Below are 12863 nucleotides of genomic sequence, written 5' to 3' on the forward strand. Positions count from 1 at the left end.
CGGAGCCAGCCATGACCGATCACGGACACAGCCAGCAGGAAATCGTCGCGCGGATCAACGCGCCGCCCGGTCGGGGTGTGCTGCGCGATGTGGTCTATGGCGGCATCGATGGCTCGGTGACCACTTTTGCCATCGTGGCCGGGGTCGCGGGCGCGGGGCTGTCGCCCTTCATCATCGTGGCGCTGGGTCTGGCCAATGTGCTGGCGGACGGGTTTTCCATGGCTGCGGGGAATTACTCGGGCACCAAGGCCGAGTTGGACAATATCCGCCGCATCCGCGCTATCGAAGAGCGCCATATCGACCTCTATCCCGACGGTGAGCGCCGTGAAGTGCGCGAGATTCTGGCGCAGAAGGGCCTGTCAGGCCGCGTGTTGGACGAGGCAACGGATGCGATCACCGCCAACCACGAAAACTGGATCAACCTGATGGTCGAGGGCGAATATGGGCTAGGCAGTGTCGATCCCCATCCGTTCAAGGCCGCGATGGCCACCTTCATCGCGTTCCTCGTTGCCGGTATGGTGCCGCTGCTGCCGTTCCTTCTGTCGCTTGATCAGGCCTTTGCTGTCTCGGCCTGCATGACCATGGGTGTTTTCTTTGCCATCGGCGCGTTCAAGAGCCGCTGGTCACTGGCCCCTTGGTGGCGATCCGGGTTCGAGACCTTTTTGATCGGCGGGGCCGCCGCGTTGATCGCCTATCTTGTCGGGTCGCTGTTTCACCCATGACGGCCAAGATTGTCGCAGGGTGGCGCATATGGCTGGTCAATCCCCGACCAGCGGTTAGGCTGCTGCAAATAGGTTCAAGTGATCGAGTGCCAATTGCAGCTTGCGCATAAAAACGTTCTGGTTTTAGGGGCTTATGGCTTTATCGGTGCCGCTGTCACGCGGTCGCTGCGGGCTGAGGGCGCGCATGTTTCGGCCTTTGTGCGCAGTGGGAAATCAGCGGCTCAGGTTCTTGGGGGCATTCCGCAGATACAAGGTGATTTGCGGACCTGTTTGCAGCCCGAGGATTGGGACAGCCACCTGCGGGGCATTGATTGCGTCGTGAACTGCGCGGGCGCATTGCAGGATGGTCCGGCCGATGATCTTGAGGCCGTTCACCACACCGCCATTGCAGCTTTGGGCGAGGCTTGCGCGCAAAGGAATATTGCAGTGGTCCAGATATCGGCCATCGGGGCCGAACCCGATGCCGACACCGATTTCATGCGTACCAAGGCCGCCGGGGATGCGGCGTTGCGGGCCAGCGGCGTTCCGTTGTGTATACTCAAACCGGGTCTGGTGATCGGGCAATCGGATTATGGCGGCACCGCGTTGTTGCGGATGCTGGCGGCGGTGCCTTTGGTGCAGCCCATCGCGTATCCCGACACCCCTGTTCAATGCGTCGGAATGCAGGACCTGTGCCGCGCCGTTGTACTGGCCGTGGCGCAAGACTTGCCGCAGGGGGACTATGATCTGGTCGAAGACACTCCGGCCCCATTGTCTCATGTGCTGGCGGAGACCCGCAAATGGATGGGATTCCCCGACGCGCGGGTTACGGTGGCGGTGCCGGGCATGGTGATCGGCCTGATCTCGGCCTGTGCAGATGGGCTGGGGCATTTGGGGTGGCGCTCGCCCCTGCGCAGCAATGCGATGACGGTGATGGCCGACGGTGTGGTGGGTGACCCAGAGCCCTACCGTGTGGCCACGGGCCGGACGCTGGCCGGATTACCGCAGGTCTATGCGGGTCTGACCTGTTCACGTGAGCATCGGCTGACCGCGCGGATGTTGCTGTTGATGCCTGTGGTTGTCGCGGTGCTTAGCCTGTTCTGGCTGGTATCCGGCCTGATCGGATTGATCAGCCTGCCCCGGGCCGCGGCCCTTCTGACCGATGCCGAGTGGAGCATGGCCATGGCCGTGGCCAGCGTCCTGTTCTGGTCCCTAGTGGATATCGCGCTGGGGCTTGCCATCTTGTGGCGGCCCTGGGCTGCGCGGGTCTGTCTGGCGCAGGTTGCGGTTGCTCTGATTTACCTGCTGGCCGCCAGTTTCACCGTTCCCGGCCTGTGGCTCGACCCGCTCGGCCCGTTGATCAAGATACTGCCGGTGATGACGTTGTCGTTGATCGCATGGCCCCTGTTGCAGAGCCGCTGATGGACCCGGACCTGATCCTGCGCTGGCTGCACGTCATCGGAGCTTGCGTCCTGCTGGGCACCGGCGCGGGGATCGCGTTTTTCATGCTGATCGCGCACCGTTCGGGCGATGCCCGGTTTATCGCGCAGACCGCCGGAGTGGTGGTTTTGGCCGATCTGGTGTTCACGGCCACGGCTGTTGTTGCCCAGCCAATCACCGGTGGCCTGCTGGCATGGCGGCTGGGCTGGCCTCTGACCGAAGGGTGGGTGCTGGCCTCGCTAGCGCTTTACGCAGTGGCCGGGGTGTTCTGGCTTCCGGTCGTATGGATACAGGTTCGAATGCGCGACCTGGCGCAGGCGTCGGCTGACCGCGCCGCGCCCCTGCCACAAGCCTATCATCGCCTGTTCCGCATCTGGTTCGCCTGCGGGTTTCCCGCTTTCGCGGCGGTGTTGATCATCCTCTGGCTGATGATCGCGCGCCCGACGATTGGTTGGACATAGCTCGGGAATCTGCGTGCAAATCGTGGGGTTTCTGACTGTTGCCCGCTGCGCGCCTCGGGTAGCTTGGCGTTGAAACCACTCGGAGAGCCCATTGGAATCCCTGCTTGTTCTTGTCGGATTGATCGTGCTGGCCATACCGGTGGCCATCGTTGTTCTGCTTGTCGGCCACACGCGCCTGCGCCGCCGGGTCGAACAGCTTGAAAAGCAACTTCGCGCGCTGGGCGGAGACGTTCCCGAAGCGCGCCCTGCGCCAACCCGATCCGAGCCGCGCAAACCGACGGAAAAGCCGGACAAGACGCCAAAGCCCGCCCCGTGGTCCAAGGCTCAAACTTCCCAGCCTGCTGCCGAACCGTCCCCACCCGCAGCCGTTGTGTTTCGCGAGGATCGGTTTGCCGCCCTCTCGACCTGGCTGCGCGAGAACTGGTTTTACGCGGTGTCGGCCCTGTCGCTGGCGTTGGCGGGGATTTTTCTGGTGCAATATGGCGTCGAAAACGGGCTGCTGCCTCCGTTTGCGCGCGTGGCAGCGGCCTTGCTGTTCGGTGCCGCGCTGATCGTTGCAGGGGAAGTGATCCGCCGCCGGTTCGGCGATGACGAAACCTCGGCCACCGCCTATCTGCCCTCGGTCTTCTCCGGCGCCGGTCTTGTTACCCTGTTCGGAGGTATTCTGGCCGCGCGCCAGCTCTATGACCTGATCGGCCCCGAGGCCGCGCTGGCCGCGATGGTTGTGGTCGCGCTGCTGGGGCTGGTCCTGGGCTGGTTCCACGGCCCCTTGCTGGCCGCCGTCGGTTTGATCGGAGCTTTTTCAGCCCCCTTCGTCGTTGGCGGAACCTCCGAGGACCTAAGCTGGCTGTACGCCTATTTCTTTGTGATCGCCGTGTTGGGGCTGGGAATCGATACGGTGCGGCGCTGGGCGTGGATCTCGGTTCTGACCCTGTTTGGGGCGTATACTGCCTGCCTGTTGCTGGTGCTGTCCTCGCCGCTGACTGAACCGGATTACCTGATCTGCGTCACGGCGCTGGCGGTGATTGCGATTGCCATCCCTGTCCGGCGCGTTTGGCCCGATCATGGCGGCGCGATGATCAGCCAGATCATCGGTCGTAAAAAGGGCGATGCGTGGCCTGAATTTCCGGCCCGGCTGGGTTTTGGCGCAGTTGCCGTAAGTTCTGCCATTCTATCAGTGCACTGGGCCGACAGTCCGGCAGAGTTTTGGCTGGGCGTTGTTCTGCTGGCGGGGCTGACGCTTGGATTGATGCTGTGGGGCAGGCGGGCAGAGGCCTTGCAGGATGCGACCGTATTACCTGCGCTCGGCCTTATTTGGTTTGTCCTGATGCACGGTTGGGACAATGGCGTTGTGCTGCGCCAGTTCGCCGATACCTATACCGAGACCGCCGAAGCAGATTACCCGTGGGTGGTCACGATTTTGACCGCTCTGGGCGCGGTGATTTCCGTCACCGCAGCGTGGCGCTCGATGCAGGCGTGCAGGTTTGCAGCCGTCTGGGCCGGTGCGGCCGCTGTCTTTGGACCTGCACTCGCCATCGCGCTTGAGGTCGGCTGGCACCCGGCGGCAGTCATCGGAGCCTACCCCTGGGCGCTGCACGGCATTGCTTTGGGCGTGCTGATGGTTGTCTTTTCCGAACGCTTTGCGCGTGTTGACGGCGACAACCGGATGCGTCCGTCATTGGCGACACTTTCGGCGCTGTCCTGTTTGACCTTCGCCTGTGTCATCGTCCTCAGTTCAGCGGCGCTGACCATTGCTCTGGTCGTTATGGTTGTCGTTGCCGCCGGGCTGGATCGCAAATTCACCCTGCCGCCGATGAGCTGGTTCATCTGGGCCGGAGTGTTCACGGTCACCGTGCGGCTGGTCCTGAATCCGGGTCTTGTGTGGGCCAGCACAGCTCCGGTGGCCGAGATGGCATTGGTTTACAGCGCGGCCACCGCCGGGTTCCTGGCTGGCTGGCTGCTGATCCGACCGTTGAAACGCCCCCTGGCGACGTTGCTGCTGGAGAGTGCGGCCTGGGCAACCGGGGGGATCCTGCTGTCGCTTCTGCTGGAACGCTGGCTGCAGAGCTTTGGCGAAGGCAATGCCACCAACAGTCACTGGGGGCTGGGTCTGCTGGCGATCATCTGGCTGCTGCTGGCCTTTGCACAGGTGCAGCGGTTCGAACTGGGCGGCAAGCTGAACTATGCGCGCTATCTTTTGGCCGCGTTCTTTGCCGGGCATGGCCTGTTCAGGCTGGCGCAGGCGCTGACCGAGGCGAACCCGCTGCTCAGTACGCTCGTGCCGCCGGTTCTGGGCCCGCCGGTGCTGAACACGCTGGCCGTGGCTTACCTGCTGCCTGCGCTGGCCATCGGGTTCTCGGTCTGGCGCATCCAAGCCACGCCTCTTTGGCTGAAGCGCGCCAGCTGGGGGCTGAGCGGTCTGTTGGCCGCCGTCTGGCTGGGCCTGACAATCCGTCATGTCTGGCAGGGTGCCGCGGGCATGTTTGAGGGCAACGGCGTGACCCAGCCCGAGCTTTACACCTACACCATGGCCTTGCTGTTGATCGGCGCGGCGCTGTTTTACCAGTCTCTGGCCCGCCGGTCCGATCTGATGCGCAAGGCGGGGCTGGCTGTGATCGGGCTGGCAGTGGCCAAGGTGTTCCTGGTCGATATCGCCGGGCTGGGAGGGTTGATCCGGGTATTCTCGCTGCTGGCGTTGGGGCTTGCGCTGGCGGGCCTTGCGTGGCTCAACCGTTGGGCCAAGCTGCGCCATTCGCCGCATGGGGCGAACCCTCTGGACCATTAGGCGCGGGCGTCCTATAAGCGCGGCCATGCATGACCGGACGGCCATCATTATTCGAATTATATCCCCGGCGCTCTGACCCTCTGAGACGCCGGGCAAAGGTGTTTGAGACTTCGCACCGACCGCTTCGATCCTAGTACGACCAGATCATCCAAAGGACGCCCCCAATGTGCGCCGACACGATCCAGACACCTGAATACAAAGACACGCTGAACCTGCCCAAAACCGAGTTCCCCATGCGCGCCGGCCTGCCCAAGCGCGAACCCGCATGGCTGGAGCGTTGGGAGACCATCGGCGTCTATGACCGCCTGCGCGAAAAAGAGGGCCGCGCGCCCTTTACTCTGCACGACGGCCCCCCCTATGCGAACGGCCACCTGCATATCGGCCACGCGCTGAACAAGACCATCAAGGACATGATCGTGCGTTCCCATCAGATGATGGGCTTTGATGCGCGTTACGTGCCGGGCTGGGACTGCCACGGCCTGCCGATCGAATGGAAGATCGAGGAACAATACCGCAAGAAGGGCAAGAACAAGGACGAAGTGAACGTCGTCGACTTCCGTCAGGAATGCCGCAAGTTCGCCGAGGGCTGGATCGATATCCAGCGTGAAGAGTTCAAGCGTCTGGGCATCACCGGCAACTGGCCCGATCCCTACATCACCATGGACTATCACGCCGAGGCTGTGATCGCGGATGAGTTCATGAAGTTCCTGATGAACGGTACGCTCTATCAGGGTTCGAAACCCGTGATGTGGTCACCCATCGAAAAGACCGCTCTGGCTGAGGCCGAGGTTGAGTATCACGACAAGGAAAGCTTCACCATCTGGGTGAAGTTCAAGGTCGCAAGTGCTGGTACCATCCCCACTCGCCGGGTTTCTGGAGATGTAAACGAACCGGTCGAGTCGGTTCCAATGCCTTCCTTTGATCTGGTGGGCGCGTTCGTCGTGATCTGGACGACCACCCCTTGGACCATGCCGTCCAACAAGGCGGTCGTGTACGGCAAAGACATCTCTTACGGCCTGTACGAAGTCACCGGAGCACCCGATGAATGCTGGGCCAATGTCGGCGACAAGTTCCTGCTGGCCGACAATCTGGCCGCTGATGTTCTGGGCCGCGCCCGCTTGAACGACGACCAGTGGACCCGCGTCCGTGATGTGTCCACGGATGAGCTTGCAGGCGTGCAACTGACCCACCCGCTGGCCGGGGCCGAGGGCGGCAATGGCGAATGGGACGACATCCGCGATTTCCGCGCCGCCGAATTCGTGACCGATACCGAAGGGACCGGTTTCGTCCACTGTGCGCCCTCGCACGGTATGGAGGAATTCGAACTCTACCGCGATCTGGGCATGCTGGAACAGGTCATCACCTACAACGTGATGGACGATGGTAGCTTCCGCGCCGATCTGCCGTTCTTTGGTGGCAAGTTCATCCTGTCCCGCAAGGGCGGTGAGGGTGACGCCAACAAGGCTGTGATCGACAAGCTGGTCGAGGTCGGCGGACTGCTGGCGCGTGGCAAGATCAAGCACAGCTATCCGCATTCGTGGCGCTCGAAGGCGCCGATCATCTATCGCAACACGCCGCAATGGTTTGCCTCGGTCGACCGCAAGCTGAACGATGGCATGGGCGAGATGGGCGATACCATCCGCGAACGTGCCCTGCGCTCGATTGACGAGCTGGTGAAATGGACCCCGCAGACCGGTCGTAACCGCCTGTATTCCATGATCGAAGCGCGTCCGGATTGGGTTCTGTCGCGCCAGCGCGCCTGGGGCGTGCCGCTGACCTGCTTTACCAAGAAGGGGGCTCTGCCGACCGATGCGGATTACCTGCTGCGCAACGAAGACCTGAACGCTCGCATCAAGGCGGCGTTCGAGAAAGACGGCGCCGATATCTGGTACACCGACGGCTTCAAAGAGCAGATTCTCGACGGCATCGCCAACCCGGACGACTACGATCAGGTGTTCGACGTGCTGGACGTGTGGTTCGACTCTGGCTCGACCCATGCCTTCGTTCTGCGCGACCGTGAAGATGGAACCGAGGATGGGATTGCTGACGTCTATATGGAAGGCACCGACCAGCACCGCGGTTGGTTTCACTCGTCCATGCTGCAGGCCTGCGGCACCAAGGGCCGCGCACCGTACCGCAACGTTGTGACCCATGGCTTCACGCTGGATGCCAAGGGCAACAAGATGTCCAAATCGCTGGGCAACACCATCGTGCCGGAAGAGGTCGTCAAGCAATACGGCGCCGATATCCTGCGTCTGTGGGTGGCTCAGACCGACTATACCGCCGACCAGCGGATCGGGCCTGAAATCCTGAAAGGCACTGCCGACAGCTATCGCCGTTTGCGCAATACGATGCGGTTCATGCTGGGCTCGCTGGCCGATTTCACCGAGGCCGACCGCGTCGCGCCCGAGGAGATGCCGCGTCTGGAACGTTGGGTCCTCAGCCGACTGGCCGATCTGGATGAGCAGGTCCGCAAGGGCTATGCCGCGTTCGACTTCCAGGGCGTGTTCAGTGCGGTCTTCACCTTTGCCACGGTCGATCTGTCGTCCTTCTATTTCGACGTCCGCAAGGATGCGCTGTATTGCGACGGCGACAGCCTGCGCCGCCGCGCGGCCCGCACCGTGCTGGATATCCTGTTCCACCGCCTGACCACATGGCTGGCCCCGGTTCTGGTGTTCACCATGGAAGAGGTCTGGCTGGAACGTTTCCCGGGCGACGACAGCTCGGTTCACCTGGTGGACTTCCCGGAAACGCCCGCCGACTGGCGCAACGAGGTGATGGAAACCTACATGGCCAAAGTGCGCCGCGTGCGCCGCGCCGTGACCGCCGCGTTGGAGGTTCAGCGTCAGGACAAGGTGATCGGTTCCAGCCTTGAGGCCGCGCCGATCGTGCATGTCGAGGATCAGGAAACCCGCGATCTGCTGGCGACCTTTGACGTGGATGACATGTGCATCACCTCTGGCCTGACTGTTACTGGCGACCCGGCCCCGGCCGAGGCCTTCCGTGTGCCGGAGATCGAAGGAGTCGCGGTGGTATTCGAAAAGGCTGAGGGCGAAAAGTGCCAGCGTTGCTGGAAAATCCTTCCCGATGTGGGCCGCCACGCCCACGAAGGCGTCTGCGGACGCTGCGACGATGCGCTGAGCTAAGATCAGACCCCCGGCTTAAACGCCGGGGGTTTTTCGTTGCGTAGGGAGCGGCGATCTGAAACGTTGCCCTCATGCCGATGATCGCCGTTGAAACCCAGTTTGGCCGCCTTGGTGTCGAAGAAACCGACGGAGCCATCACACGTCTTGTCTGGAATGGCCGGGACGAAGGGCCTGAGACGCCTCTGCTGCAAGAGGCTGCCGCGCAACTGACAGCTTATGATCAGGGTCGCCTGGATCGATTTGACCTGCCGTATCACGTTGTCGGGTCCGCGTTTCAACAACAGGTCTGTGATCTGATGTATGCCATTCCCTTGGGCGAAACCCGCACCTATGGCGATATCGCCAAAGAGCTTGGGCAACCCGCTCAGCCTGTGGGGCAAGCCTGCGGCGCCAACCCGATTCCGGTCATCATCCCCTGTCACCGGGTGCTGGCGGCCAACGGTCTGGGCGGTTTTTCCGGGGACGGCGGGATCGAGACCAAGGTTGCCCTGCTGCGCCATGAACGGGCAGCGGGTCTGCTGATCTGAGGCGCGGAATTCTATTGCAATCCGGTTGCTTGAAGCCCAACTTGTATCAGACAGAGAATTCAAAGGACCGCATTGCATGACCGCCCAAACAGACCCGGCCGCCCGCAAGAAGGCCATCATTGACCGACTGATGTCGCTGGAAGAGCAGGAACTGGCAACCGCCCAGGCGCATTACGACGCCTTCCTGAAGGATTCCCAGCTGGATGACCGGGAAGGGCACGACAAGGACGACATTGCCGCCTCGCGCGAGAATGCGGATCTGGCGGCGGCCTTTGATGCGCCGGTCCACGCCCATCACGCCAAGATCGACGTGATTGAAAACACCGATTTCGGTTTGACCGACACGGTGCAGCCCGGTGCGGTGGTCAAGTTCAACAATCGCCGATTTGTGGTCTGCGTCTCGACCACGCGGTTTGATGTGGACGGCAAGACCTATATGGGGATCTCAACCCAAAGCCCGATCTATCTGGCCATGGTCGGCCTGCAAGAGGGTGACATCTTCACCCATAACGGCACCGAGTTCGAGGTTCAGGAAGTCCTGTAATCCGCGCTTTTGCGCTGCGGTATGATCTGCTGTGCAATTCCCGCCGACACCAGATAGAGGCTGGTGATCACTAGGCCCCAATGCGCCCAGCTTTCGGGGTGGAAATCGACCCAAGCGGCCCATCCGGCAAAGAAGGTCCAGGCAAAGGCTATGGGCAGCGATACGGCGCGCCAGCGCTCGGTTCGGACGGGGTGGATGAATTTCAGCGGCAGGAACATCGCCAGTGACAGCAGCGACACCAGCAGCAGGATGATCCAGAAATTGGGCTCTAGCGCGAAAATCACGATCACGAACATGTTCCAGCAGCCGGGGAAGCCGGAAAAGGAGTTATCCTTTGTTTTCATGCGCGTATCGGCAAAATACATCGCACTTGCAAAGGTGATGACGATGATCGCGAACCAACCGGTCCAGCCGTCCATAAGCCCGGATTTGAACAATGCAAAAGCCGGGATGAACACATAGGTCAGATAGTCGATGATCAGATCCAGCAGCACGCCATCGAACTCGGGTGCGTTCTTTTTCACCTGGTAGTGCCGGGCCAGAGGGCCGTCGATACCATCCACAATGAACGAGACCACCAGCCACAGATACATCAGGCTCCATTTTTCTTCGACGGCGGCCAGCATGGCCAGCATGGCGAAAACGGCGCCGGTGGCGGTGAACAAATGGACGAAAAGCGCTTTGAATCTGAGGGTCATGCAGGTGTCATGACCGATGCGTTCGCCAGATGCAAACCAAAAGCCGGGTTAATGGGATTGCCCGACGTCGCGATGCGAAGACATCACGCTTTGGGGTGGGTGCGGTTGTAGATTTCCATCAATCGCGCCGTATCGACCGCCGTATAGGTTTGAGTGGTCGAGAGCGATGCGTGCCCCAGCAGCTCCTGAATGGCGCGCAGGTCGCCGCCGGCGGACAGAAGATGAGTGGCAAAGCTGTGTCGCAAAGCGTGCGGCGTGGCTGTCGCGGGCAGGCCGAGCTGCATTCGCGCCTTGGCCATCACCTCCTGAATGGCCCGCGGGTTCAGCGGGCCGCCGCGCACGCCGCGGAACAGGGCCTTGTCGTTGTCTTGCGGGTGCGGGCACAGCTGCAGATAACGATCCACGGCCGCGCGGGCGGCGGGCAGGACGGGAACGATCCGCTCTTTGTTGCCTTTGCCGACGACTCGCAGGGTTTCGGGCAGGGGGGCGTCGGCACCGGTCAGGGACAGGGCCTCAGAGATGCGCAACCCGCAGCCGTAAAGCAGTGTGACCACGGCCACATCACGGGCCGAGACCCAATCGTTGGTCGATTGCAGTTCGACCGTTTCGATCATGGCGCGAGCGGCGTCTTCGGCCAGCGGGCGGGGCAGTTTCTTGGTGAACTTGGGCGCGCGGATCGACAGCACGGCTGTGGGTTCGAACCCCTCACGCTCGGACAGCCAGCGGTAGAAGCTTTTGACCGCCGAGAGTTTGCGCGCCAGCGACCGCGCGCCGACGCCCGAGGCCCGCTGATCCGCCATCCACGCGCGCATGTCGGACACGGTGATCCGGGCCAAAGCCGCCAGTCCCTGGCGTTCGCTATGATGCAGGGTCATGAAAGAGAGGAAATCGGTGACATCCCCGCCATAGGCGGTTTTCGTGTTCTCGGACCGTCCGGCCAATGCCCCCAGACTGTCCAGCCAATGCTGTAGCGCATCGCGGCAGGCTGGGGAGATCAGGCTCACGACAGCCAGTGGCGCATCGAGCGTTCGAACACGCCAGCGAAGAAGGACAGCAGGTCAGTGCCCAGTTGCGGGGTGAAGTGGTTGGCGTCCTTGGCCCCCATGACGATCATGCCGGGCAGGCGGCCTTCACCCAAATTCAGACTCAGACATGCTTCCGAGCGGAACTGGTTGGCCTTGGCGCCGAAAATTCGGGGGTTGGCCTGTGCAATCGGGCGCAGGACAACTTGCCGGGCCGGACCGCCGCGATCCTGACGGAGGTAGGCATCGACAGCCCCCGGTTCGACCACGGTCAGCACTCCACCCAGCTTTTCGATGGCAGGGTCTTCCTGCCGGACAGTGGTTTCCAGCACCAGGGTGATGTAGTCCACCCGCAGGATATCGGCAATTTCATCACCGAGCGTGCGCAGAAAATCCTCGAATTCCACCGGCTCCAGCAGGCGGAGAATGGCACGATGCACCTGATTGGTGCCTGCGAGGTTTTCATAGGCCGCAGCGATGACCGAGCGATGCGTGTCCTCGAGCCGGTCCAGCCGCGCCTCGAGCCGTTGCATGGCGATGCCGCGCAGGTCTATGACATTGTCGCCGCGCGCCTGTTCGTTGGCGGCTACCAGCGCCTGCATCAGATCCTTGTCGTCCAGCACAGCGTCCGGTTCGGCCAGAATCGCGGCGCGGAGATTATCCTTGAGTTTGGTGTTGCTGCTCATGTCCCGTCCGGTCTTTTTTTGTTGAGCAGCTTATAACACGAGACACGGGAATTGCCTTGGGAAAAATGCAGGCAAAAGTGGATTTCATGTGGGGGTGTGTCGGAATGGCTCCCGCCTGCAACATCCTGATCCAAGATCAGGTTTTGCAGTTGGGCCGGGCGCGGCGCCTGACGGCGCCGCGCGGTCGCGCACAGTATCAGAGGATTTTCTGACCGGTCTTGGCCCAGTCGGCCAGGAAGGTTTCAAGGCCTTTGTCGGTCAGGGGGTGATCGGCCAGTTTCTTGATCACGGCGGGCGGGGCGGTGATCACGTCGGCACCGATGCGGGCGCTGTCGGTCACGTGGTTCACGGTGCGGATCGAGGCGGCGAGGATTTCGGTTTCGAACCCGTAATTGTCATAGACCTGACGGATATCGGCGATCAGGTCCATGCCGTCGAGGTTGATGTCGTCCAAACGACCGATAAAGGGCGAGATGAATGTGGCCCCCGCTTTCGCAGCCAGAATCGCCTGATTGGTCGAGAAGCACAGGGTCACGTTGACCATCTGGCCTTCGTCGCTGAGGGTTTTGCAGGTTTTCAGGCCTGCCCATGTCAGCGGAACCTTCACGGCGATGTTCGGGGCAATCTTGGCCAGCTTGCGGCCTTCGGCGATCATGTCGTCGGCTTCGGTTGCGACGACTTCGGCGGATACGGGACCGTCGACCAGATCACAGATTTCCTTGGTGACTTCCAGAATGTCACGGCCCGATTTCAGGATCAGCGAGGGGTTGGTGGTGACGCCGTCCACCATGCCCAGATCGTTCAGTTCGGCGATGGCGTCGATCTCGGCTGTGTCTACGAAGAATTTCATGAG

Annotated in this window: 11 protein-coding genes; 7 read left to right on the top strand and 4 right to left on the bottom strand. The window is 61.9% G+C overall.

Annotated features, from left to right (window positions below; genetic code table 11):
• The first annotated feature begins 11 nt into the window (after window positions 1–11).
• The 7 genes from ACR0DO_RS09895 to ACR0DO_RS09925 all read left to right on the top strand — a co-directional run bounded on the left by ACR0DO_RS09895 (window position 12) and on the right by ACR0DO_RS09925 (window position 9604).
• Complete coding sequence (locus tag ACR0DO_RS09895) at window positions 12–722, top strand: VIT1/CCC1 transporter family protein (protein WP_170445471.1); 711 nt, start codon at window positions 12–14, stop codon at window positions 720–722.
• Window positions 723–800: 78 nt separating this feature from the next.
• Window positions 801–2123 (top strand): SDR family oxidoreductase, encoded by a 1323-nt coding sequence (locus tag ACR0DO_RS09900; protein ID WP_480558349.1) that lies wholly within the window; start codon window positions 801–803, stop codon window positions 2121–2123.
• Window positions 2123–2602: a DUF2269 family protein gene (locus ACR0DO_RS09905; protein WP_480558576.1), complete on the top strand. Its 480-nt coding sequence runs from the start codon at window positions 2123–2125 to the stop codon at window positions 2600–2602. Before ACR0DO_RS09900 ends, ACR0DO_RS09905 begins: the two co-directional genes overlap by 1 nt.
• A 91-nt stretch (window positions 2603–2693) precedes the next feature.
• A complete protein-coding gene (locus tag ACR0DO_RS09910) occupies window positions 2694–5387 on the top strand; it encodes a DUF2339 domain-containing protein (protein WP_480558351.1) in 2694 nt (897 codons plus the stop codon).
• A 164-nt stretch (window positions 5388–5551) separates the two neighbouring features.
• Window positions 5552–8533 (top strand): isoleucine--tRNA ligase, encoded by a 2982-nt coding sequence (gene ileS / locus ACR0DO_RS09915; protein WP_480558353.1) that lies wholly within the window; start codon window positions 5552–5554, stop codon window positions 8531–8533.
• 71 nt (window positions 8534–8604) lie between these two features.
• The gene (locus tag ACR0DO_RS09920; protein ID WP_480558355.1) at window positions 8605–9060 is read left to right on the top strand and encodes a methylated-DNA--[protein]-cysteine S-methyltransferase; all 456 of its coding nucleotides are present in this window, start codon (window positions 8605–8607) and stop codon (window positions 9058–9060) included.
• 76 nt (window positions 9061–9136) lie between these two features.
• Complete coding sequence (locus tag ACR0DO_RS09925) at window positions 9137–9604, top strand: hypothetical protein (RefSeq protein WP_170672302.1); 468 nt, start codon at window positions 9137–9139, stop codon at window positions 9602–9604.
• On the opposite strand, the gene ACR0DO_RS09930 is transcribed toward ACR0DO_RS09925, so the two are convergent.
• The 4 genes from ACR0DO_RS09930 to fsa all read right to left on the bottom strand — a co-directional run bounded on the left by ACR0DO_RS09930 (window position 9589) and on the right by fsa (window position 12860).
• Window positions 9589–10302 (bottom strand): CDP-alcohol phosphatidyltransferase family protein, encoded by a 714-nt coding sequence (locus ACR0DO_RS09930; RefSeq protein WP_480558357.1) that lies wholly within the window; start codon window positions 10300–10302, stop codon window positions 9589–9591. The genes ACR0DO_RS09925 and ACR0DO_RS09930 overlap by 16 nt on opposite strands.
• An 83-nt stretch (window positions 10303–10385) precedes the next feature.
• Window positions 10386–11306: a tyrosine recombinase XerC gene (locus ACR0DO_RS09935; protein ID WP_480558359.1), complete on the bottom strand. Its 921-nt coding sequence runs from the start codon at window positions 11304–11306 to the stop codon at window positions 10386–10388.
• Window positions 11303–12010 carry a DUF484 family protein gene (locus ACR0DO_RS09940; RefSeq protein WP_480558361.1) on the bottom strand — a complete coding sequence of 236 codons (708 nt, stop codon included), beginning with the start codon at window positions 12008–12010 and terminating at the stop codon, window positions 11303–11305. Before ACR0DO_RS09940 ends, ACR0DO_RS09935 begins: the two co-directional genes overlap by 4 nt.
• Window positions 12011–12206: 196 nt before the next feature.
• Window positions 12207–12860 (bottom strand): fructose-6-phosphate aldolase, encoded by a 654-nt coding sequence (fsa, locus tag ACR0DO_RS09945; RefSeq protein WP_152457215.1) that lies wholly within the window; start codon window positions 12858–12860, stop codon window positions 12207–12209.
• Between the last annotated feature and the right edge of the window lie 3 nt (window positions 12861–12863).

This window comes from Ruegeria sp. AM9, assembly GCF_056540565.1.

Coding starts and splice junctions, on each gene's coding strand:
- ACR0DO_RS09895 (WP_170445471.1), top strand. CDS start 12: ATGACCGATCACGGACACAGCCAGCAGGAAATCGTCGCGCGGATCAAC.
- ACR0DO_RS09905 (WP_480558576.1), top strand. CDS start 2,123: ATGGACCCGGACCTGATCCTGCGCTGGCTGCACGTCATCGGAGCTTGC.
- ileS (WP_480558353.1), top strand. CDS start 5,552: ATGTGCGCCGACACGATCCAGACACCTGAATACAAAGACACGCTGAAC.
- ACR0DO_RS09920 (WP_480558355.1), top strand. CDS start 8,605: ATGCCGATGATCGCCGTTGAAACCCAGTTTGGCCGCCTTGGTGTCGAA.
- ACR0DO_RS09925 (WP_170672302.1), top strand. CDS start 9,137: ATGACCGCCCAAACAGACCCGGCCGCCCGCAAGAAGGCCATCATTGAC.
- ACR0DO_RS09930 (WP_480558357.1), bottom strand. CDS start 10,302: ATGACCCTCAGATTCAAAGCGCTTTTCGTCCATTTGTTCACCGCCACC.
- ACR0DO_RS09940 (WP_480558361.1), bottom strand. CDS start 12,010: ATGAGCAGCAACACCAAACTCAAGGATAATCTCCGCGCCGCGATTCTG.
- fsa (WP_152457215.1), bottom strand. CDS start 12,860: ATGAAATTCTTCGTAGACACAGCCGAGATCGACGCCATCGCCGAACTG.